The organism is Acinetobacter sp. YH12219 (assembly GCF_013417875.1).
Classification (GTDB): domain Bacteria; phylum Pseudomonadota; class Gammaproteobacteria; order Pseudomonadales; family Moraxellaceae; genus Acinetobacter; species Acinetobacter amyesii.
The window spans coordinates 206,825-227,450 of the sequence record NZ_VPDC01000003.1; the positions used below are offsets into that span (position 1 = coordinate 206,825).

General features: G+C 40.0%; 19 protein-coding genes, 4 tRNA genes and 1 pseudogene. 15 read left to right on the plus strand and 9 right to left on the minus strand.

The window, feature by feature from the left end; genetic code table 11:
* Positions 1-97 precede the first annotated feature (97 nt).
* Positions 98-1,114: a tRNA (adenosine(37)-N6)-threonylcarbamoyltransferase complex transferase subunit TsaD gene (tsaD, locus tag FTV04_RS03275; protein ID WP_180088607.1), complete on the plus strand. Its 1,017-nt coding sequence runs from the start codon at positions 98-100 to the stop codon at positions 1,112-1,114.
* A 124-nt stretch (positions 1,115-1,238) separates the two neighbouring features.
* Here tsaD and FTV04_RS03280 read toward each other — a convergent pair whose 3' ends face one another.
* On the minus strand, positions 1,239-2,195 hold the full coding sequence (locus FTV04_RS03280) for an AraC family transcriptional regulator (protein WP_180088609.1): 957 nt from the start codon (positions 2,193-2,195) through the stop codon (positions 1,239-1,241).
* Positions 2,196-2,309: 114 nt separating this feature from the next.
* Between FTV04_RS03280 and FTV04_RS03285 the strand changes: the two genes are divergently transcribed.
* Positions 2,310-3,776 carry an amidase family protein gene (locus FTV04_RS03285; protein ID WP_180088611.1) on the plus strand — a complete coding sequence of 489 codons (1,467 nt, stop codon included), beginning with the start codon at positions 2,310-2,312 and terminating at the stop codon, positions 3,774-3,776.
* 120 nt (positions 3,777-3,896) lie between these two features.
* Here FTV04_RS03285 and FTV04_RS03290 read toward each other — a convergent pair whose 3' ends face one another.
* Positions 3,897-4,769, minus strand: coding sequence for an ATP-binding protein (locus FTV04_RS03290; RefSeq protein ID WP_180088614.1), 873 nt, complete (start codon positions 4,767-4,769; stop codon positions 3,897-3,899).
* Positions 4,770-4,958: 189 nt separating this feature from the next.
* Here FTV04_RS03290 and FTV04_RS03295 point away from each other — a divergent pair, with 189 nt between their 5' ends.
* From FTV04_RS03295 to FTV04_RS03320, 6 genes are all read left to right on the plus strand, one after another.
* Positions 4,959-6,470, plus strand: a complete 1,512-nt coding sequence (locus FTV04_RS03295; protein WP_180002994.1) for a DUF3336 domain-containing protein — start codon at positions 4,959-4,961, stop codon at positions 6,468-6,470.
* Positions 6,448-7,272 carry a protein kinase gene (locus FTV04_RS03300; RefSeq protein WP_180088616.1) on the plus strand — a complete coding sequence of 275 codons (825 nt, stop codon included), beginning with the start codon at positions 6,448-6,450 and terminating at the stop codon, positions 7,270-7,272. Before FTV04_RS03295 ends, FTV04_RS03300 begins: the two co-directional genes overlap by 23 nt.
* Positions 7,273-7,379: 107 nt before the next feature.
* A tRNA-Leu gene (locus tag FTV04_RS03305) sits at positions 7,380-7,464 on the plus strand.
* Between the two features lie 37 nt (positions 7,465-7,501).
* Positions 7,502-7,575 (plus strand) — tRNA-Trp (locus FTV04_RS03310).
* Between the two features lie 36 nt (positions 7,576-7,611).
* Positions 7,612-7,696 (plus strand) — tRNA-Leu (locus FTV04_RS03315).
* Between the two features lie 73 nt (positions 7,697-7,769).
* Positions 7,770-7,854, plus strand: a tRNA-Leu gene (locus FTV04_RS03320).
* Positions 7,855-8,160: 306 nt separating this feature from the next.
* Here the strand turns inward: FTV04_RS03320 and FTV04_RS03325 are convergent.
* A complete protein-coding gene (locus FTV04_RS03325) occupies positions 8,161-8,364 on the minus strand; it encodes a hypothetical protein (RefSeq protein ID WP_078188846.1) in 204 nt (67 codons plus the stop codon).
* A 482-nt stretch (positions 8,365-8,846) separates the two neighbouring features.
* Between FTV04_RS03325 and FTV04_RS03330 the strand changes: the two genes are divergently transcribed.
* A complete protein-coding gene (locus tag FTV04_RS03330; RefSeq protein WP_171263794.1) occupies positions 8,847-9,071 on the plus strand; it encodes a hypothetical protein in 225 nt (74 codons plus the stop codon).
* An 89-nt stretch (positions 9,072-9,160) separates the two neighbouring features.
* Here FTV04_RS03330 and gloB read toward each other — a convergent pair whose 3' ends face one another.
* Together gloB and FTV04_RS03340 are read right to left on the minus strand one after the other, a co-directional pair.
* A complete protein-coding gene (gene gloB, locus FTV04_RS03335; RefSeq protein WP_180026842.1) occupies positions 9,161-9,892 on the minus strand; it encodes a hydroxyacylglutathione hydrolase in 732 nt (243 codons plus the stop codon).
* Between the two features lie 109 nt (positions 9,893-10,001).
* Complete coding sequence (locus FTV04_RS03340; RefSeq protein ID WP_180088618.1) at positions 10,002-10,610, minus strand: flavin reductase family protein; 609 nt, start codon at positions 10,608-10,610, stop codon at positions 10,002-10,004.
* A 104-nt stretch (positions 10,611-10,714) separates the two neighbouring features.
* On the opposite strand from FTV04_RS03340, the gene FTV04_RS03345 reads away from it, so the two are divergent.
* Together FTV04_RS03345 and FTV04_RS03350 are read left to right on the plus strand one after the other, a co-directional pair.
* Positions 10,715-11,536: a PhzF family phenazine biosynthesis protein gene (locus FTV04_RS03345; RefSeq protein ID WP_180088620.1), complete on the plus strand. Its 822-nt coding sequence runs from the start codon at positions 10,715-10,717 to the stop codon at positions 11,534-11,536.
* Positions 11,537-11,685: 149 nt separating this feature from the next.
* Positions 11,686-14,454: a pitrilysin family protein gene (locus FTV04_RS03350; RefSeq protein WP_180088623.1), complete on the plus strand. Its 2,769-nt coding sequence runs from the start codon at positions 11,686-11,688 to the stop codon at positions 14,452-14,454.
* 80 nt (positions 14,455-14,534) lie between these two features.
* On the opposite strand, the gene FTV04_RS03355 is transcribed toward FTV04_RS03350, so the two are convergent.
* Together FTV04_RS03355 and FTV04_RS03360 are read right to left on the minus strand one after the other, a co-directional pair.
* Positions 14,535-15,599, minus strand: a complete 1,065-nt coding sequence (locus FTV04_RS03355; protein ID WP_180007295.1) for an amidohydrolase — start codon at positions 15,597-15,599, stop codon at positions 14,535-14,537.
* Positions 15,600-15,771: 172 nt separating this feature from the next.
* Positions 15,772-16,173, minus strand: coding sequence for a DUF3144 domain-containing protein (locus FTV04_RS03360; RefSeq protein WP_180088625.1), 402 nt, complete (start codon positions 16,171-16,173; stop codon positions 15,772-15,774).
* Positions 16,174-16,280: 107 nt separating this feature from the next.
* On the opposite strand from FTV04_RS03360, the gene FTV04_RS03365 reads away from it, so the two are divergent.
* Entirely contained in the window at positions 16,281-16,913 is a 633-nt protein-coding gene (locus tag FTV04_RS03365) for a hypothetical protein (protein ID WP_168378943.1), read from the plus strand.
* Positions 16,914-17,373: 460 nt separating this feature from the next.
* Entirely contained in the window at positions 17,374-17,544 is a 171-nt protein-coding gene (locus FTV04_RS03370; RefSeq protein WP_168378944.1) for a hypothetical protein, read from the plus strand.
* Between the two features lie 100 nt (positions 17,545-17,644).
* On the opposite strand, the gene FTV04_RS03375 is transcribed toward FTV04_RS03370, so the two are convergent.
* Together FTV04_RS03375 and FTV04_RS03380 are read right to left on the minus strand one after the other, a co-directional pair.
* Positions 17,645-18,076 (minus strand): hypothetical protein, encoded by a 432-nt coding sequence (locus FTV04_RS03375; RefSeq protein WP_180088627.1) that lies wholly within the window; start codon positions 18,074-18,076, stop codon positions 17,645-17,647.
* A gap of 224 nt (positions 18,077-18,300) precedes the next feature.
* Entirely contained in the window at positions 18,301-19,761 is a 1,461-nt protein-coding gene (locus FTV04_RS03380) for an inorganic triphosphatase (protein ID WP_180049435.1), read from the minus strand.
* A gap of 321 nt (positions 19,762-20,082) precedes the next feature.
* Here FTV04_RS03380 and FTV04_RS03385 point away from each other — a divergent pair, with 321 nt between their 5' ends.
* Positions 20,083-20,466 (plus strand): DUF962 domain-containing protein, encoded by a 384-nt coding sequence (locus tag FTV04_RS03385; RefSeq protein ID WP_180049401.1) that lies wholly within the window; start codon positions 20,083-20,085, stop codon positions 20,464-20,466.
* An 87-nt stretch (positions 20,467-20,553) separates the two neighbouring features.
* Positions 20,554-20,626: pseudogene (locus FTV04_RS03390) on the plus strand (IS5/IS1182 family transposase); the annotation flags it as partial.

A 20,626-nucleotide genomic window follows, 5' to 3' on the forward strand; every position in this document is an offset into this window, starting at 1 on the left:
GATCACAAGTGAAGGTCAGTATTTTACTCATTTACATCTCATATCACAAGTCTATAATAGGTTTCGCAATATTTTGAAATGGGCAAAAGGCAGTTTAATGATCGTTTTAGGCTTGGAAACTTCGTGTGATGAAACAGGACTCGCACTCTACGATAGTGAGCAAGGATTACGCGGACAAGTATTGTATAGCCAAATCAAACTGCATGCAGAATATGGTGGTGTGGTACCTGAATTAGCTTCACGTGACCATGTGCGTAAGTTAATTCCGTTATTAAAACAACTGCTTGAAGAAAGTAAAGTTGATAAATCAGAAATTGATGCCATTGCATATACTCGCGGGCCGGGCTTGATGGGTGCATTAATGACAGGCGCATTGTTTGGTCGTACGTTGGCATTTGCACTGAATAAACCTGCAATTGGTGTACATCATATGGAAGGTCATATGTTGGCGCCGCTGTTGTCTAAAACTCCACCAGAATTTCCATTTGTGGCACTTTTAGTCTCTGGCGGACATACTCAATTGATGGCTGCTTATGGAATTGGTCAATATGAATTATTGGGTGAGTCGATTGATGATGCAGCAGGTGAGGCATTCGATAAAGTCGCTAAAATGATGGGTCTACCATACCCAGGTGGTCCAAATATTTCGAAATTGGCGATCAATGGCGACATCAATGCCTTTGAATTTCCACGTCCAATGCTACACCAAGGTTTAGATTTTTCATTTAGTGGTTTAAAAACTGCCGTTTCAGTTCAATTGAAAAAAGTTGAAGGCGAAGGTCGTGAGGCGGATATCGCTGCATCTTTCCAAGAAGCGTTAGTTGATACTTTGGTGAAAAAATCAGTGAAGGCCTTAAAACAAACTGGTTTAAAACGTTTAGTCATTGCTGGTGGTGTAAGTGCGAACAAACGTTTACGTGAGCGCTTAGAAACTGACTTGGCAAAAATCCGTGCAAATGTGTTTTATGCAGAACCTGCGCTTTGTACAGATAATGGTGCAATGATTGCGTTTGCTGGTTATCAGCGTTTAAAAGCAGGGCAACATGATGGTTTGTCTGTTACGACGACACCGCGTTGGCCGATGACGGAATTAAGTAATCCAAACGAAGCGTGAAAATCGTGTTCAGCTGAACTATTAAAAAATCCCGGCTTTAGGCCGGATTTTTTTTATCTGATCCTGCAAAGCTTATTTTAAATACGTTTTTTATATGCGTAGCCTAATGCGGCAATCAGCCGGATTAAGACTCTTCCGGCTTAAAGCTTTTTTCTCTGAATTGACTAGGTGACATATTGGCCCAGCGATTGAAAGCGCGGCTGAAATTTGAGGGGTTGGTATAGCCTAGCTGTTCTGCAATCTGCTCAATAGATATCTCAGGATTATTCAGCAGATTTAATGCAGCCGCATATTTCTTACGCTGTTTTAATTGCTGAAAATTTTGCCCTTTCTGCTGCATCCGGCGGTAAATGGTTTTAGTTGAGACCATCTGCTGTGAAGCAAGAGTGCTCAGTGTTTCATGCAGTGAATAATGCAGATCAGCGGCTTGAGAAAGCTTTAAACTGGATTCGCATTCCGCAATCGCTTGATCAAAGCGCAGCGCATTGGCGCAGAAATTCACTTCATGCATTAGGTCTTTCGGAAATGAAATTTGCCATCGCTCAGCATTCATCTGAATTTGGATTCTGCGGTTTAAAAAATCCGCGGTTTGCAGGGAATCTTTAAAAGACAATATAAAATCTGCCTGATGATACGGCAGCAATTGAACCAGTATTTTATATAGGCAAATGACAGCGGATTTTAAAATGATGCGCTGCAAAGCTTGGTCAATGCAAAAAACCGACTGAATTTCTAGTTCAATATTATCTGAATGTTCATGCACGCTGAGCGCTAGGCCCAAGCCAAACAGATCCCAAAACCTGTGGGCTGTATCTAAAGCGCTCTGTACATTTGGCGCTGAAACAATGGCTGTGCCCAAGGGGTCAAATAATTGCGGGCTGAAGCGCCAGCCAATATCCGCACCAATATCATGCTCAGGCAATTGTGTCCGAATGGTGTCGATTAACTTGAGATACTGAATTAAATCGATCCGGCTGACATTCTCAAAAGGGTGAAAGCCAATGCTTGAATCATCAAGATGCACGCCATGTTGCTGCGCATAATCTAAGTAAGTTTCAACCAATACAGATGGTAAAAACATACACTGTCCTTTTTATTTTTATGTCCGAAAATGACAGATGATCTGTCTATTGCTGATCTTCACTATGGCATTGACTTCGCACAAAATCAACACAGCCCATTCAAGGAGAACATCATGCAGAATAAATGGATTTATCAAGATGCAACGGCATTGGTTCAGGCGATAGCGCAAGGAGAGTGCAGCAGCCGTGATTTGCTGGAGGCGCAAATTCAGCGTATTGAGCAATATAACCCTAATATCAACAGCTGCGTGGCATTTGATTTTGAGCAGGCGAGAAAATCTGCAGATCAGGCGGATTTGGCAGTCAGAGAACAGCATTCCTTAGGTGCGCTGCATGGGCTGCCAATGACCATTAAGGATGCATTTAAGGTCCGGGGTATGCCATGTACAGACGGCAATCCGCTATTTCGAGACTATATGCCTTCAGAGCATGCTGCGGCGGTGCAAAAATTATTAAATGCCGGCGCGATCGCATTTGCAAAAACCAATGTGCCCTTGAAGTGCGCAGATATTCAAACCTATAACCAGATTTATGGGACGTGCAATAATCCCTGGAATGTCAGTTTAACTGCCGGCGGTTCATCGGGAGGAGCGGCGGCTTCACTGGCTATGGGCTTTAGCGCATTGGAGTTGGGCAGTGATATAGGTGGATCGATTCGAACCCCTGCGCATTTTTGCGGTGTATATGGACATAAAACCACATACGGCTTGGTCAGTTTTAATGGGCATATTCTCAATACAACAGATGAGCTGAGTGAACCGGATTTGGCTGTGATCGGGCCGATGGCGCGTTCAGCGCGGGATTTAAAATTAATGCTGGATATTTTGGTTCAGCCGGATGCTCAAGAGTTTCGGGATTTTCAGTTAAAAGAGTGCGAGAAACAAAGCCTTGAGGAATTTAAAGTTCTGTTTTGGCTAGACGATGACGCCTGTCCAATTGACTCAAGGATGAAGAAAAAGTATGAAGAACTGCTGTTAAAGTTAAAACAAGCCAATATTCAGGTCGATACAGGCCGTCCTCAGGGCTGGGATTTTGATGAGATATATGCAAGTTACAGCTCTAAGCTGGTCAGTCAGATGATGATCGCTGATTCAAAATTGCAGAAAATGTCTTTGTCATGGCTGTCGCCTTGGACCAAATTGCTGCAAGGGAAAGTAAAAATGCCTGCGCAATTATATGCATATGCCCGCGGCGCCAATTTATCGCATGCCGAATGGGCTGCGGAACATGAACGGGCGCTGCATCTCAAACAGGAATGTTTAAAAATCTTTGCGGATTATGATTTGATTCTGTGCCCGCCGATTTTTACTTTAGCCTTTGAACACAATCATCAGGAACCGATGGTGATGCGCAGCTTGAATGTGGATGGGCAAAAACGGTTTTATTTGGATTTATTTAAATGGATCGCGCCTGCGACGGTTTTGGGATTACCAACAACTTGTGCCCCAATTGGCCTATCTGAAGATAATCTTCCTGTAAATATTCAGATTATTTCTAAGCCGTATGCAGATAAAGTCACTATTCAATTCGCATCATTGCTGGCAGAACTGTCAGGGGGATTTCAGCCTCCTGAAGTTTAAGCGTAAAAGTAAAGCCCTGAAATGATGTCAGGGCTTTACAGATAAAAATATTGATTTTTTAAACGCAGATTGATTCTTGTGCCGCATCTTGCGCGTCATATAAGTGTCAAAAGCGTACCCTTATAGGTGCTGCAGCCGCTGCGAGCCAATCCAATGCTTTGAAAACTGATAAGCAGCACGCCCTGAACGTTGCCCACGACCTTGACACCAACGCAGTGCTTCAGCACGCGCTTCATCTGTCCAAGGCATTGCAGCTTTTGCCAAATAGTGTTCAACGATTTCTAAATATAAATTTTGATCCATTGGGTAAAACGACAGCCACATCCCAAAGCGGTCAGAAAGAGATATTTTTTCTTCAATCGCTTCCTGTGGGTGGAGCTCGGTATATTGAGGAACATCTACCTTAGTTACAGGTGTATTTTCATGCATGAATTCAGGCAATAAATGACGACGGTTACTGGTAGCATAAATAATAAAATTACTTGAACCTGATTGTAATGAACCGTCCAAAACACTTTTTAAACTGCGATAGTTTTCATCTTCAGCATTGAATGCCAAATCATCACAATACACGATAAATTTTTCAGGGCGCTTTTCAATTAACTTTTGGATTTCTGGCAAATCAGATAAATCATCACGCTCAATTTCAATTAAACGTAAACCTTGATCTGCATAATGGGTCAGTAGGGCACGGACGATGGATGATTTACCTGTACCACGAGAGCCAGTGAGTAAAACATCATTGGCAGGTAAGCCTTTTATAAACTGTAAAGTGTTTTGAATCACTTTTTCTTTTTGACGCTCAATTCCTTTTAAATCTTCTAAATACATGACTTTGGGCTGTTGAATAGCTTTAAGCTGTTTATCTTGCCATTTAAACGCGATACTCGAAAAATCGGGTGCTTGTTTAAGCTCAGGCAAACTGTGCTGTAGTTTTAAGAGTACAGTAGATAGCGATTGAAGGATATTGTCAGGTAAATCAATTGTAGCCATGATAAGTCAGCGTGTCGTGTCTTGTTGTTGGTTGGTATATGACAGCAGTGTACATCAATAATGCAGTTATAATCGCCTAAATATGTCAAAGTTTAATGATTGTTCTGGCAGATCTACGCTATTCGAACAACCAAAAAGTTGTTATAAATCTAGCTGAGTGAACAGTTTAAAGTGTGCTGAGGGATAGTCATGTTGTTTACAGGGTTTTCAAAAAGTATTAATCCACATCAGGCATATCGGATAAAAAAATTAAAGCGTCAGCTCGACCGTGCTGAATGTTATGAAGAATGGAAAGATATCGCACTTAAAATAGATGAAGAATCGGGTGCGCAAGAATGGAAATTCGATAATAGTTCACCGTATTTTGATGCAGAAATCATCACACATCGTTTAGGGTTACTGAGACGATATCGTGCTCAGAAACGTACTCGAGATTTGATGTACATTTTAAGTGAAGGTTTAACTTATGATGTTGGCAATATTGCTCATCCTTTACTGTTTACAGAAGCCTACGTCGGCACCAAAAAAATTATTGAAGACTATGTTGATGAGGTGAGTAAAAGTTTGGCATTTATCGCATCTGAAGAATGCGTTTGTCTTGATGCTGCACAAAAAATTGAATTCTTTGAACAAAGCCAAAAAGCCTATGGTCAACCTGTTTTGATGTTTTCAGGCGGTTCAACTTTAGGTTTGTTTCATACCGGTGTGTGTAAAGCACTGATGGAACAAGATTTAATGCCAAAAGTTCTGTCTGGTTCCAGTGCTGGCGCAATTATGACCGGGATGTTGGGTGTCTCTAAACCGTCAGAGTTTACCAATTTATTAAACGGACAAAATTTCTTTAGTGAGGCATTTCATTTTCGTAAATTGACTGAGTTAGTGCAGGGTAATGGCGGTTTGGCAGATGTAAAATATCTGAAAAAGTTTTTGGTTGAAAACTTAGGTGACTTAACTTTTGCCGAAGCTTATAAGCAATCTGGTCTGCATATCAATGTGGCAGTTGCGCCTTATGATGCATCCCAAGATGCACGAATTATGAATGCGTATACATCACCCGATTTGTTGGTTTGGAGTGCAGTGTTGGCATCTTGTGCAGTGCCCATTCTATTTCCACCGGTACGACTGACCAGTAAGCGTTATGACGGGCAATTTACGCCATATATGTCGGCAACGCGTTGGGTGGATGGCAGTGTGCGCAGTGATTTCCCACAGGAGAAAATGGCGCGTTTGTATAATATTAATTACAGTATCGCTAGTCAGGTCAATCCGCATATTGTGCCGTTTATGCAGGATGATGCTTCACGCTTTCGTAAAAGCATGTTGAGTTGGCCTGAGCGGATCGTTCGTCGTCAAGGTAAGGTGATTAGTAAAGGGGTGATGGATTTTGCCCGTGAGCGTGCAGGAAGTATCCCACCTGTAAGACGTTTGCTTGATCATGGTTATGGCGTGGTGGATCAGCGTTACTATGGTGATGTCAATATTGTGGGGAAATATGGCTTAAGACACTATAGTTATATGTTGCAAAATCCTCGACCTTATCTGTTTAAAGTATTGCAACGTGAAGGTGAAAGAGCCACTTGGCCGAAGATTTCATTAATCGAAACGCAAGCCCGCATTGGTAAGACCATTCAGCATTGTTTGGAATTATTAAATTATCAAAATGAACCCAGTCAACGACATGCAGAATTTATTGCGGTTTAAATCCACAGATTTAGCGCAAACCATTTGCGAGCCAAAAACCAAAACCAAAAGTTTGGTTTTTGGCCGTCGTCTATATCAATTTCAATTCAACCAACAACGTCATTGGCTCAAGGCGCAAGTCAGTGACAGCAGCCCTGAACATGTAGCTAGTTTTGGTCGAGAAATTGAGCTGTACCAGCTATTCAATCAAGCGTCTACACAAAACAGTATCACGCTACCTTTTCAAGTGATAAAACAGTCGCATCTCAGTATTCAGCAAGAGCTTATTGATCGCCTATTAATACTGCCCAATGCTGAGCCTTGGTTCTTACAGCCTGCATCGAGTTTGAGCATCGAACAGGTGAGGCAGGTGCTATGGCAAGCTCTCGATGTGGTTGAACGATTAAGCTTGCACGGTTGGATACATGCAGATTTAAAACAAGAGCATTTTGTGGATTGGCAAGGGCAGTGCAGACTCATCGATTTTGAGCAAGCGCTACCTTTAGAATTTGATCAGTTAGATGCCTTAACTGCGACACCACGTTATATGGCTCCCGAACTTTTCCATGGACAAGCGAAATCTTTGCACAGTGATATCTATGCTTTGGGGATTATTTTCTTGGAATGGCTGACATCACAGCGTTTAGAGGCGAAAAACTATGAAGATTGGGCCTATTTACATTGCCAACGCTTAAAGCTTGATCTGCCAATGCAATATCAAGGGTTTACTCAGCTATTGCAACACATGTTGATGAAGCAAAAAAATGACAGATTGGTGGATTTTTATCGCTTAAAAAGCGACTTAGTTGCTGAATTTGCTTAAGAAAAATACAAAAAAAGCACTATTGTTTTTTATTTAAACAAACAAGATGCTTTTTTATAAAAAAGGCTTGTCATGTAGGGGTGATCTCTATAATATACACAGCCATCGGGGACGTGGCGAAATTGGTAGACGCACTGGATTTAGGTTCCAGCGCCGCGAGGTGTGAGAGTTCGAGTCTCTCCGTCCCCACCACTGAATTACTAAACATGAGTTTAGTAGTGAAGGTCACAGAGGATTGGTGTAATGGTAGCATGACGGTCTCCAAAACCGTTCGTCAAGGTTCGAATCCTTGATCCTCTGCCAAGTTTTAAAAAGTCTGACATTGTCAGCAACCCTGTTGGGGACGTGGCGAAATTGGTAGACGCACTGGATTTAGGTTCCAGCGCCGCAAGGTGTGAGAGTTCGAGTCTCTCCGTCCCCACCACTTAATTTATTAAGTTGCCAAATAAACAGGTTTTTAAAACAAATTAAAGTCTGACATTGTCAGCACCCGAGTTGGGGACGTGGCGAAATTGGTAGACGCACTGGATTTAGGTTCCAGCGCCGCGAGGTGTGAGAGTTCGAGTCTCTCCGTCCCCACCATTAGATTAAGCAAGGTTTTATACCTTGCTTTTTTGTTTTTGAAATTCGAAAAAATCAGTGTCTTAAACATGGTCTTTTTTGAAGACTAATTCTAATAAAAAAATCTAATGAAAGAATGATGAACCAGAGATACAGCAAGATGTCTTATCTTGCTTTTTTATTGTCTGAAATTTATCTCGTTAAAAATGAATCGGTAAAACAAAGGTTAAAAAAAGCCCGAATAAACGGGCAAATTTTGAAATGCGGATTCGAATCAATCGAATTAAATCATTTATTTCAAATCGTTCGAATAAATTATAGAGCAGATTATGCCTTTAAATGATCTTCAAACTCTTCACCGAGCTGCATGGCCAAAGCATTACCAGACAAATCTACAGTCACTAGACCATATTCTTTTTTAAAACTGAATGTAAATCCACGATTATCTGCCAGTGTGCGAACAGAATATCCTAACTTTTCTAACCAAAGACGGAAGGCAACTAAATTTTTTGCTTTAACCACTTTTTTCACGAGCGAACTCCTTATCAATCATTAAAATATTAAATAGGGGTGTCAAAATATTTTTTAAAGGGGAAATGGAAAACTTTTATTTAAAATATGAAATTTTGATGGATAAATAAACAGATTATCGGCTTGTAAACTGTACAAATTCATTTAACTCGCTGTTTTATAACAAGCTAAACTTAATGTAAGTAAATATAACGTATTTTAGAAATTTGGGTTTTAACTGCTGGCTTAAAATCTATCCTATGCCTATAGAGAAGCTGTGTGCAAAATAAGCGATGACTTAACTTAGAAAGTATAGTGGATAAGGTGTGCGCTATTGATTGCAAATAAAGACTTGTTCACAGCCAAATTAACTCGATAGGTGAGCATGCAAAGCTATTTCTCATCAAGATTTGTCGAAATGCTTTTATACTATGCCCCATCGGTATATATAGATTGAATGCATGCAAAACATTGAGCACGCTGTCAAAGCAAAAATTGAACAGATGCAACAAGCAGGGCAGACGCCTGTTGCGGTGATGCTTGGACATGAAGATTGGTTGGTCTTTTCGGAGCAATCCAAAGTGGCATATACACCATTTGGTAGTGCACGACGTTATCAGCCGGCATTAGGTGGTTTATTGATGGTACGTATCGATGAAATGCAAGCCGTTCGAGTTGTAACACAAGCTGAATTGGATGAGTTTGCTGCCACCAATCAAATTTTATAAATAAAATGATGAATCGGCCCGAAATATTCATCACAAATAAAACAGTTTATTTGTGATGAAATCTTAAATGCTTATAACTCGCAATCCAATTAAAAATTGTCTTTGAGTTCTCTTAAGCGCTGAAACGCTTCAACACTTTCTGCACGTAAAAATGGATTGGTTTCTAGTTCTAATTCAATGCTGCTTGGCAAAGTACATTTCCCGAGCATGCGTAGGGATTCAACCTCATCAAACCGCTGTTGTATGGCAAGGTTGTCAGGTTCAACATGCCGCGCAAACTGCGCATTCGATAGGGTGTATTCGTGAGTACAATACACTTGAGTTTCAGCAGGGAATGCGGCTATACGGTTCAAGGAATCGTACATTTGTTGAAAGGTGCCTTCAAATACACGTCCACAGCCCATAGCAAATAATACATCGCCACAGAAAAGTGTATGAATGTCATCGATAAAATATACGATATGACCGAGGGTGTGGCCGGGCGTTGCTGTTATTTCAACTTCAAGACCATGAAATTCAAAACGGTCATTATGATCGAGAGGAAAATTCACCCATGGAATACGGCTTAATTCTGCACGGGGGCCGTAAACGGCAATGTTTTTATTTTGAATAAGTTCAGGTACACCACCGACGTGATCTTTATGCCAATGCGTTAGCCAAATTTGCGTAAGATTGAGCTGATATACCTGACAATAGCGCTCGACCAAAGCGGCTTCAGTAGGATCTACTGCAATGACATCATGGCTTTCGGTGTGCTCAAGCAGCCAAATATAATTTTGCAGTGAATTTTTGACATCCAATGTATGTATTTTAAACGTCATATCCATTCATTCAATATTTTAAATTAAGTTAAAGTTAGCATGAAAATGCTCAAAAGGTATGATTATCGATTTTCAACCCTAAATAAACGACAGAGTTCATAGCACTATTTTAGTCTGGTGTCTCGTCTACAGATACAGGATTACCAATGGTATAAAAGTGCCCGCCAGCAACATGGTGTAGGCTTTTCCATTCATCTGCTACTTCATGATAATACCAATGTCCGTTACGGAAGACGCGGTCGTCTGCATAGGCAGCAATGACTTCGCCAATAAACAGATCGTGCGCTTGTTGATTGTGCGGCTCAGGAATAAGTTTGCACAGTAGCCAAGCAGCACAACCTTCAACTACAGGAATATCTGAGTGATTAAATTGAAATAATTCTACGCCACATTGGCGCAATTTTTCTGGCGCATCACGTTGGCTCATCATGCCAAGTGCATAGACCAGTTTGAGTTGTTTCAGTGTTGGTACTTGTAAGGCGAAATAACCTGAATTTTCAATAATCTCACGTGTTTTAGTTGATTTATCCAGTACTACCGTCACTTTTGCAGGGTTGAACTCTAAGGCGCATGCCCATGCAGCAGTCATCACACCAGTATGGGTTTGATCCTGAGCAGAGACGAGCACAGTCGGCCCATGATTTAAAAGTCGGTATGATTTTTCTAAAGGAACAGGGTGAATATGCGTTTTCAAAATTGTACCTATATTTAAGTTCATCTAAAACTTAGATGTTTTATTAAAAAGTGTTGCTACATAGCATATAACGCATGAAATATTTTCAAAAGCCTTTAATATAAATCACTAAATCAGGAGTTCTATCAATGAAAATGTATCAAGTGGACGCATTTACCCAAGTGTTATTTAAAGGCAACCCAGCGGCGGTTTTGGTGTTGGATGAATGGTTAGATGAACACTTGATGCAACAGATTGCTTTGGAAAATAATCTGTCTGAAACTGCATTTGTGAAAAAAATTGACAGCAGTAATTATGAAATTCGTTGGTTTACGCCGACCACTGAAGTGGATTTTTGTGGACATGCGACATTGGCCAGCAGTTATGTGCTTTTTGAGTTTTATACTGTAGAAAAAAACATCCAATTTCATGTCAAAAATCTCGGTATTTTTAGTGTAAATAAAGCTGAAGATGGAAAAATTCTGATGAATTTCCCTGTGCGTCGGGCACAGGTCGTGAGCGAATATCCTGAAGAGCTACGTCTAGGGTTGAGTCAACCTTTTAAGCAGGTTTATCTGAATGCGCAGGCGTATATCGTGGAATACGAAACGGCTCAACAGGTTTTGGATGAACAACCGAATTTTGAAATTTTAAAACGACTCGGCAAAATCCGCACTGCAATTACAGCGCCGGGTACGATTACTGATGTTGCAATCACTGCGGCAGCCCAGCAATATGACTGCATTTCACGCTATTTTGCACCGGGTAATGGCATCAATGAAGATCCTGTTACGGGTTCTATTCATACCGGAATCGTGCCTATTTGGGCAAAACTTCTACACAAGCGTCAGATCTTGGCATATCAAGCATCAAGTCGTGGTGGTGAACTACACTGTCAAATGCTTGAAAATGACCGTATAGAAATCTCAGGCTATGCGTGTTTGTATATGCAGTCGGACATTTATATCTGAACATAAATCAAATACATGCTGTCGAAATCTGCGGCATGTATTTAATAAAAAGTAACTATTAATCCTGAAAAGCTCAGCATAAAATCAAAACCAATCTGATCGACAGCACTGCGCTGATCGATACTAAATATAAAGGACACTTGAATTACATGCGTATTAAACATTTAACGCTTTCACTTTTTTTTGCAGGTTTAAGTACAAGCCTCTTTGCTCAACCTGTATTGGTTAAAACTGAACAAGCCATTGAAGAATATAAATTAGATAACGGTTTTCGTGTGGTTTTGGCGCAAAACGATAAAGAAAGCAAAGTGTTTATGAATACGGTGTATTTCACGGGTTCTTTAAATGACCCTGCGGACAAAGGTGGTTTGGCACATTTGCTCGAACATTTGGCCTTTAAAGGCACTGAAAATGTCAAAGGTGATGAATTTCAGCGTCGCTTAGACCAATTCACGCTGATGACCAATGCCAGTACGGATTATTATTCAACGAAATACACCAATGTGATTCGTCCTGAACAAAGTTCAATCGATCAAGTTTTGCATTTAGAAGCAGAACGGATGGACAAATTGGTACTTCAGGAAAAATTTGTACCGACAGAAATTGATATCGTTAAGCGTGAACGTGAAATTCGTTTAGATCAGCCATTTTCAGTGTTAATCGACCAAGTTTTAAAAGAAGCCTATGGCAATCAATCTTTAGGCCGCTTACCGATAGGTGATTTGAAAGAACTTCAATCCATCAATATGAACGAATTAAACCAGTTCTATCGCCGTTGGTATGCGCCAAATAATGCAGTGATGGTGATTTCTGGTAAGTTTGATAAAGCTGCTGTATTAAAACAAATTGATCAACAATTTAGCCCAATTGCCGCACGCCAAATTCCTGAACAGGCCAAAGTCCCTAAATTAGATGGAACGAAATTAAAGCAACGCGAATTTACCGTTCATAAGGGCAGTGACTTTGGTAAATTTAATATTTATTTAAATGGTGCAGTCGAACCGATTAAAACCGCTTTGGCGGTATCTCCAACTTTGTATACCTTACAGCCAAGTGGGCATTTGTATCAAAGCATGGTGGAAACAGGGACAGCAACCGCAGTTCAATCCACCACATGGTTAGATAAAGATTTTAATTTGGTGTTTATGGGGGCGATATATGGCCCAAGTCATGATGCTAACAAAGTGGCAACCAGTCTGGCACAAGGTGTAGAGCAGAATAAAGCCTTTAATGACCTCGAGCTAAACCGTGTTAAAAGCCTGACTCGAAATATGGCTGACAATGTTAAGAATAGCGCTACGGCACTTGGCGAACGTCTCAGTTCTTATACTGTGGCTTATAACGGAGACTGGACTCAATATTTCCGAGACTTAGATAAAGTACAAAAGCTGAATGTAAGCGACGTGAATCAGGTGTATAAGGATTTTCTAAAGCCTGAATACCGTGTCACAGGAAATATTCTGCCTACACCTGAAGATCAAAAGAAAGCACAGCAACAAGCAGCGTCGAAACCTGCTGAAACTTTAGATCAGCAAGCGCCTGCAGAAGAGCCATTGAAAGATGCGAGTGTTTATCGAGCTGAAGTGAAGCAATATGTAGCTGAGTCTAAGCAATATCTAAATCAGAAAGAAAAACAGATTCAGCGAGCTAAATTTAAAAACGGCATTCAGTATGCATTGTTTCCAACCAAAACTCGTGATGACAAGACTTATGCAACAATTGCATTGGATTTTGGTACAGCACAAAGCTTAATGAATAAAGGGGAGTTGCTAGATTTAACAGCTTATCTCATGTTCCGTGCATCTAAAGATCAAAGCTTACAGCAAATTGCCGATAAAATTATTGATGTCGGTGGCGGTGCAACGGTTAGTGCAAATGATAATGGCCTCATGATTCAAGTGGTTGCTCGTAAAGAAAAATTTGCAGAATTTTTGCAATATGTCATTGATGTTATTAAAGCACCAGCATTTGAACAGTCACAATTTGATTTAATCAAAGCGCAAAGTTTGTCGAGTTTGGATCGACCTTATACAGAGCCTGATACCGTTGCAGCAATGACGCTGTCGCGTATTGTTGAGATCTATCAGCCGGGGGATATTCGTTATCACTTCGAACCTGAACTTGCGAAAAAACAAATTGAGTCAGCTACACGTGATCAAGTGCAGCAGTTACATCAAAAATTCTTTAAAACACAGCATGCACAAATTGCGGTAACAGGTGATTTTGATACCAAGCAAATAGAAAAAATTCTGAAAAAAGAATTTGCAGATTGGAAAACCAGCGAGCCATATCAACGCTTAGAGTCTACATTTACAGCGTATCCTGCACAGAAAGTGCATGCATTGTCTGAACAGCGTGAGTTTGGTAGTTACCAAGCCATTATGACTCTACCTGTAGGTGTAGAGCATACCGATTCTCCTGCGTTACAAGTATTACGCCACATACTTGGTGATTCACAGTTGTCTTCACGTCTAGCCCAAGAGTTACGTGAAAAGAATGCACTGGTTTATGGTTTTAGTGCAGACATTAATTTTGATGAATGGGTGAATTCAGGTGTACTGAGTATTGATGCAAACTACACTGCGGGTAAATCAGCACAAGTTTCTCAGTCTGTTCATAAAGTGTTGCAAAACTTATTGAAAAATGGCGTGACGGAACAGGAAGTAGAAGCGGCCAAAGCCAGTATTTTGAAAAAGCGTTTAACTGCACTTGAAGATGACCGTCGCATTCATAGTATGTTGATTCCACAGTTAGAAAAAGGTCGTGATTTAAACTATCGTGAAAAGCGTGATCAACGCATTGCTAGTTTGACCAAAGCGGATGTTGATGCTGTCATCACAAAATATATTCAACCTGAACATTTGGTTGAGGTGATGTCTGACCAATATGGTCAAGCCGTAAAATCTACTCAAAAATAAACCGAATAAAAAAATCCTCCAGATGGAGGATTTTTTTTGAGCCGCAATGGATAGCTTGATAGCAAAATAGCTTAATGAACTTATAGGCGGTAGAACTGACGCGCATTTTGTTGGAAGACTAAAGTCAGCGCATCAGGATCATAACTCGCGACCGCATCTGAAAAGGCGTCAATAATATTCACCAAGGATGCACTCACACTATCCATCGGGAAGTTAGAGCCAAACATCACACGGTATTTCCCAAAGCATTGTAGAGCATGCGAAATAAGCGGGAAGGCACAATCGAAAATCTCTTGTTTGGAAGCCAGGCGTTGTTCTTTATGAAACTGATGACCCAGCACCGGCATGAATAAACCAGACATTTTGGTATAAACATTTGGGCAACTTGCCAGTTCAGCTAAATCATCTTTCCAACGAAACAAGATATTGTCACGTGAAGTTTGGGTTAAGCCTGTATGTGAACCCACAGGTCCAAAGGCACCCACAGGTGTCCCAAAATGATCCAGCACGATAGATGTTTCAGGGAAAGCACGTGCTAAAGCGGTTAAATCACGAATTTGGTCTGAATAAACCCATGCATCAAAACTTAAGTTCATTTGAGCGAGGGCTTCAAAACCTTTCATAAATTTTTTATTGGTATAGAGATGCGGTTCATTGGTCCATGCATGAACTTTCGGGTCTTCATGTACAGCTGCCATTTTTCGTATGCCACGAAAATGTGGGGAAGCTTGTTTATGCATTTTAAGAATTTTCTTAAAACTACTGTCACATGGGTCTGCAGTGCCGACTATGGCGCCAAGTTTAATCTTTTGAGCATTAAAGTCTAAAGATTCAATAAACTTTGTTTCACCAACCACCCCTTTGCCTTTATGGTCATGCCAGCTCGCTTCTACATGTACGATTTGATCGACCAGATAATGTCCTGCATCTTGCTTATAATTTTCAGGCAAATACGGTGTCGTCACATGTTTGGTTAAACCAACTGTGTCAATTAACTCTTGCGGCTTAACTAAGCGCATCATTTTGTCGAGCAAGTAGGGATGTTTACCCAATAATTTCACGGCAAGTGAAGCGGCATGTGGGGTATTGTATGGATCCCATTGATGTATATGTGAATCCACGATGGCAAAATCGAGCGTCTGCATTGCTATCCTTGTCCTTAAAACCATGTCCATTTCTTGCGTATTTCATTGTATTTCCGAATACGCAAGGTACTGAAAATAGTTTGAATGATGAAAATACAACGTTATGACTGAATATTAAATCAAAGCTTTGTGAAAGAGAAGTTGTATAAAAAAAGCCCCGAAGGGCTTTTGATTAATGCTGATGATCGTTGTCGTGATCATGCTTATTTGCATGGAATTCTTCGTTATGACGGAAGCGAAGATAGTTTTCAAACTGTTCGCAATATTCATCATAATTATCTTCAAGCATCATTTGAAATTGTTGAAGAATATAAGACATCACTTGATCTTTGGCATCACGCATTTCTTTGCCATCTTTGAAGCCATTTGCAGCAACCCAAGTATTAAAGCGAGCAGTACCAAATAACATGGCAGCACTCACTTGGCCGCGCATTTCTGCAGGTTTAACTTGAGAACCTTTTTCAACACGACAAAATTCATTGGCTTGTTTAATAAATTCATCCGCACGTTCAAAGAAAGCTGCATTCAACGCTTCTTCTTCGGTTACATCAGTAGCTTCAATCTTTTGAACCATGAATGTGTCCTAGCATAAAAATCTAATGCAGTATTATAGGCAAAGCCTTGCAGAAACTAAACCTTTGACTTAATCTAAAAAATAGCCTAAGTAAAATGGAATGCTTCATGCAAGACGCAATCGCAGTGCAAAGTCTGAAAAGTGATATTGCATTACTTCGACAAAATATTTGGCCGCCCTCAACCTTAGCCAATGTAGAAGGGCTGCCCATTTATTATGGTACACAGTCTGAAGTAGCCGAATATTATGCACAGTGGACAGGCTTAATTGAACGTGCTCAAGACTTATTTCAACCCTTTGTGGAAGATGAAGTCCTTGATGCAATCCATTTGCCGAGTCATTTGAATCTGCCGCTTTTTTATTTTCATGTGGATCGTATTCGAATCAACAAAACACGTGCGAAAGAATCTAAAACCTTTCGTGGTATTGCAAGTTTGGTTGAAAAATGTGGGCAGTTTGAAGCAGATCAAATTCAAGCGATGCGGCTATGGCTAGACAGCGATGATACGGCTGCTTTGGTCGCACACCGTGAATTTATTGACCTCAGAACCTATGTATTTCAACATGGACAAAGTGATTATACCCGTACTCGTTTTTATGTGAATGGCATTGTACTTAGTGTCGAAAACGAGTTTAAATTGGTGGATGCCCGTGACAAACCACGTAAAGCCCGTAGCGATAGCTATAGTGACCCTTTAGCAGATAACAATACGTGGAAAATCTTTGGGAAATATCGTTAATTAATAAATATCGTTAATTACTGATGTTACGCAGTAACATCAGAAGCGCCATTTGATTCAAATAAAAGAGCGATACGCGGCAACGTCATCCGCAAGTGTTTGAGACAGAACTACATCTATTTAAAGATGTTTTTGCGATACTTTGAATAAGTAGACGCTAGTGAACGAGTTTTGCGGTGAGGAGCATTGCTCCGCAAGATGGTTTCCTTGCGAAGCTTCGCTTCTCATTTTGCCGAAACAAAAGTACTTCCAGCCGAAGGCTAATCCCTTTATTTAAACCCTAGATGTAAGACTCCGTCGAATAGACTTAAAAATCATTTTAAAAATGCGTAATTACTTTTACGTGCGTAACATCAGTTAATTAAATATGTTGACGATATTACTTAGAACGTGAATTTAGTTCGCTGCACAAGGATGCTTTGGATTATGTAATCCACGCCCTAATGTGAAAATAGCCACTATGGCAAATGCCGAAATTGAAAGTTTGGCCCATGCAGAGCAATTGACTGATTTTTATATGCCATTATTACAAGGGATGACCATGCAAGCACGTGATGGTATGGCCTTGACACAATTACAACGCATGGTGAGTAATGCTATGAAATCATGGGGGTTATTAGCACAAGGTTAAATCAGTATGGATTATGAATTAAACCCCCAATAGCAGTGTAGCCTTAAGGCAATTTTCTTAGTTTTTTTGAATGACTGATATGCAAATACTATATTGAAGTTTATTTGCAGGGATGAATTTTAATGTCGCCCAATTCCATCACACTGATATAACCGTCAACCGCAATTAAATTGTCGCTTTGACTCGATAGGGTGAGACATTCTCCAGACTTGACGCTAGATAGTAGCTGACCTTGTTGCGGATTCAAGTTCATGCTGTAAATACTCAGTGTGCCAGCATCGGTTTTGATTTGGTAAGACTCATCACCATAGTCCTCATTATTATTGCGCAGGACTTTAAAGGTTCTTCGTGTCTGATCAAAGTTTTGAGTTGGAGAAAGCGGCTTTTCGACTTGTAAGGATGCCGTGCGCCTTAATTCGGTGCTTTGCACAGGCTTATGTTGTTCACTACAAGCACTTAGTAATGGGAAAAAGATAAAAATAAGTGAAAATGAAAATAGGGGATAAATTACAGGTATGTGACTTTTCAACATAAAACCACCCTGAATCTAAGTTTTCAGATAGCTTATTTTAAAAGTTTTTATCCAGAAAACAAAAATAATAGGTTCTCAAAATATTTCAATGTAACTGAGTCAAACTAAGGAAATGATGAATTGAAAATAGCCGACTATGAACCTGAATGTTCAACAAATGAATATCTATATGACAATGTAGGATACAAATAAAAAAGGGAGACTCATTGAATCTCCCTTAGGTTTTATTTAATGAGTTTTCGACTGACAAGGAATTGCTCGGTCGCTTCTAATAGCTTATCTGCATAAACCTCTTGTTTTGCAGTCAACCAGCCGAGAACAAACCAATCACTAGCTTCCAGCTCTGTTTGCTGAATATATTGTGCAGAAGAGGAAAGGACTTGATATTCCTGAGCCGCGACTTGTGCATCATTGAGCGCTTTACTATATTTCTGCAAGTTTTTTACATCATAAATAGACGTCAAAATTGGGAAGCTAAATTTAAGCTCTTGTATGCGCTGAGAAAGCACATCTAAGCTTTCAAAATTGTTAATGTCGGCATCATTTAAAGCCTCTTGCAGGGCTTTATATTGGTTTTGAAGGGTAGTTTGAGCATACCATTTAAAATCATGTTGTTGCGGTGCTTCATCGACTTTCAAACTAAACATTAAAAGCTCAAGATAATGATGCACATTTTGAGTCGATTTAACCAAATTGCCTAACTTCTCTTTGGCATACAAAATATCTTTGGTTAAATTTTCTGAGGTCGTTGGGTTTTGTAAAAGGCCACCCAAGGTATTTTGCATGTGCTCAAAATGGTGTAATTGTTCAAACTGCTGTTTAAATGCGCCCAATTGCACAGCCCATTTTTCAACGATATCGCTGTTCCAATCTTTAAACAGCGAAATGGTTAATTGTAAATGATGGAGTGCTTTTTGAGCTTGTGTAATGTGCTCGGCCTGAGCAACACCTGCAGAAATTGCGGCAATATTAGGCAGAAGGTGCTGCATGTCCTGTGCAATTAAAAGTCGTAAGTTTTTTGCGGCAGTGTCTTTTTTACTGAGTTGAAATTCTTTAGCCTCAACTGCTGGACTCACAGTTTGATTAAACGCCAGCAAATTCCCGATTTCCGCTTTACTGCGAACGTCTAACCACAAATGGTACTTTTTAACCCATTCAAAACTAAAGGCAAGGAGTGATTGAATAGAGCCACTTTTAAGCTCAAATTCGACTTCGTGAACCTCTGTTTCTGTATTGTTGCTACGGATACAGCCGATATCTAAGCTAACTTCGATCTTGGCATCTTCAAACTCTATGACACGATAAGTTCTCAGAATGTCAGTTTCAAACTGAAGTTGTAGAGAATTTTGCTGATCGCCTAAAGTGGTTTTTAAAACCGATTGAACTTCAGCTTCATTGGCATAGACCGATAAATCTAAAGCAGGAGCTTGTTCAACTTCACCCAAATCTAAGTTATGTTCAAAGCGTTCAATGTGACTTTTACCTGCAGCTTTCAGGGTTTGAATCCAGCGCGTTCCTTCTAAACGTTGACGCAAGGCTGCATGCTGCTGTGCCATTTTTCGATCTGGGGTATCAAAATATTTAGCTTTAAGTTGAATTTGTTCCGATTTTTTTGGATCGAGTGCTTTTAATAATGCAGTTCGACGTGCTTCTGGAATCTGGAACTTTAATTCAACTTCAACCATGGTTTTCTGTCCTGATGTCACAACTTCATGATCTGGCATGAAGCGATCTTTAAATTTTTATAAAAATGAAAAACTAAAATGTGCGTAAATTTTCTATGAGTTAAACGCGTATCGATTGTAGCGAAAAACAGTTGAGAAGTAAGACTTGACGGATTTGAAAACTCTGCTTTTGGACTAAGAAAAGTTTTAAAAGATGGATATTCCATCAATTGTATAATTCACAATGGTTCGACTTTCATGGGATCAAAATAAAATTTTACGCCTTTAACGCGGACGAATTTTAAGCTATGTTGATTAAAATAAGTTCAGGATGAGCACAACATGAATTCACAAGTACAACCCGAGTTTAATCGAGATTTAAAGCCCGAATTTCAGTTGCCTATTCGTGACTACTCGCAATTTTATCGATTTTATTTGACTGAACATCGAAATATCATGAGCCGACGTTTACATGCCACAGGCAGCAGTATAGGACTCTATTTCTTCATGAAAGCAATTTTAAAAAAACAACCAAAGTATTTTGCTTATGGTCTGGTTTCAGGCTATGCCTGTGCATGGGTCGGACATTTTTTCTTTGAAAAAAATAAGCCGGCAAGTTTCAAGCAGCCTTTATACAGCTTTATTTCCGATTGGCGCATGCTGTCTGATATTGTGAAGGGGAACTTAAGCTTAAAAGACCGTAATTTAGATAAGATTGATAGTTAACTATTTATTAGGGTCTGTTGACATTTGTTGATTAAAAAAATAGCGAGATAGTAAAATTAAATCGCCAAACCCAATTTTACACTCGCTATGCCTCGAACAATGCTAAATGATCAACACTGGTCCAAGTTACTTGCTATTTTCCGTCACTTTAATATTTATC

What these genes read in the sequence shown, in the direction of transcription:
- tsaD (WP_180088607.1), top strand. Translation starts at nt 98, where the DNA reads ATGATCGTTTTAGGCTTGGAAACTTCGTGTGATGAAACAGGACTCGCA.
- FTV04_RS03280 (WP_180088609.1), bottom strand. Translation starts at nt 2,195, where the DNA reads ATGTTTTTACCATCTGTATTGGTTGAAACTTACTTAGATTATGCGCAG.
- FTV04_RS03285 (WP_180088611.1), top strand. Translation starts at nt 2,310, where the DNA reads ATGCAGAATAAATGGATTTATCAAGATGCAACGGCATTGGTTCAGGCG.
- FTV04_RS03290 (WP_180088614.1), bottom strand. Translation starts at nt 4,769, where the DNA reads ATGGCTACAATTGATTTACCTGACAATATCCTTCAATCGCTATCTACT.
- FTV04_RS03295 (WP_180002994.1), top strand. Translation starts at nt 4,959, where the DNA reads ATGTTGTTTACAGGGTTTTCAAAAAGTATTAATCCACATCAGGCATAT.
- FTV04_RS03300 (WP_180088616.1), top strand. Translation starts at nt 6,448, where the DNA reads ATGCAGAATTTATTGCGGTTTAAATCCACAGATTTAGCGCAAACCATT.
- FTV04_RS03330 (WP_171263794.1), top strand. Translation starts at nt 8,847, where the DNA reads ATGCAACAAGCAGGGCAGACGCCTGTTGCGGTGATGCTTGGACATGAA.
- gloB (WP_180026842.1), bottom strand. Translation starts at nt 9,892, where the DNA reads ATGACGTTTAAAATACATACATTGGATGTCAAAAATTCACTGCAAAAT.
- FTV04_RS03340 (WP_180088618.1), bottom strand. Translation starts at nt 10,610, where the DNA reads ATGAACTTAAATATAGGTACAATTTTGAAAACGCATATTCACCCTGTT.
- FTV04_RS03345 (WP_180088620.1), top strand. Translation starts at nt 10,715, where the DNA reads ATGAAAATGTATCAAGTGGACGCATTTACCCAAGTGTTATTTAAAGGC.
- FTV04_RS03350 (WP_180088623.1), top strand. Translation starts at nt 11,686, where the DNA reads ATGCGTATTAAACATTTAACGCTTTCACTTTTTTTTGCAGGTTTAAGT.
- FTV04_RS03355 (WP_180007295.1), bottom strand. Translation starts at nt 15,599, where the DNA reads ATGCAGACGCTCGATTTTGCCATCGTGGATTCACATATACATCAATGG.
- FTV04_RS03360 (WP_180088625.1), bottom strand. Translation starts at nt 16,173, where the DNA reads ATGGTTCAAAAGATTGAAGCTACTGATGTAACCGAAGAAGAAGCGTTG.
- FTV04_RS03365 (WP_168378943.1), top strand. Translation starts at nt 16,281, where the DNA reads ATGCAAGACGCAATCGCAGTGCAAAGTCTGAAAAGTGATATTGCATTA.
- FTV04_RS03370 (WP_168378944.1), top strand. Translation starts at nt 17,374, where the DNA reads ATGGCAAATGCCGAAATTGAAAGTTTGGCCCATGCAGAGCAATTGACT.
- FTV04_RS03375 (WP_180088627.1), bottom strand. Translation starts at nt 18,076, where the DNA reads ATGTTGAAAAGTCACATACCTGTAATTTATCCCCTATTTTCATTTTCA.
- FTV04_RS03380 (WP_180049435.1), bottom strand. Translation starts at nt 19,761, where the DNA reads ATGGTTGAAGTTGAATTAAAGTTCCAGATTCCAGAAGCACGTCGAACT.
- FTV04_RS03385 (WP_180049401.1), top strand. Translation starts at nt 20,083, where the DNA reads ATGAATTCACAAGTACAACCCGAGTTTAATCGAGATTTAAAGCCCGAA.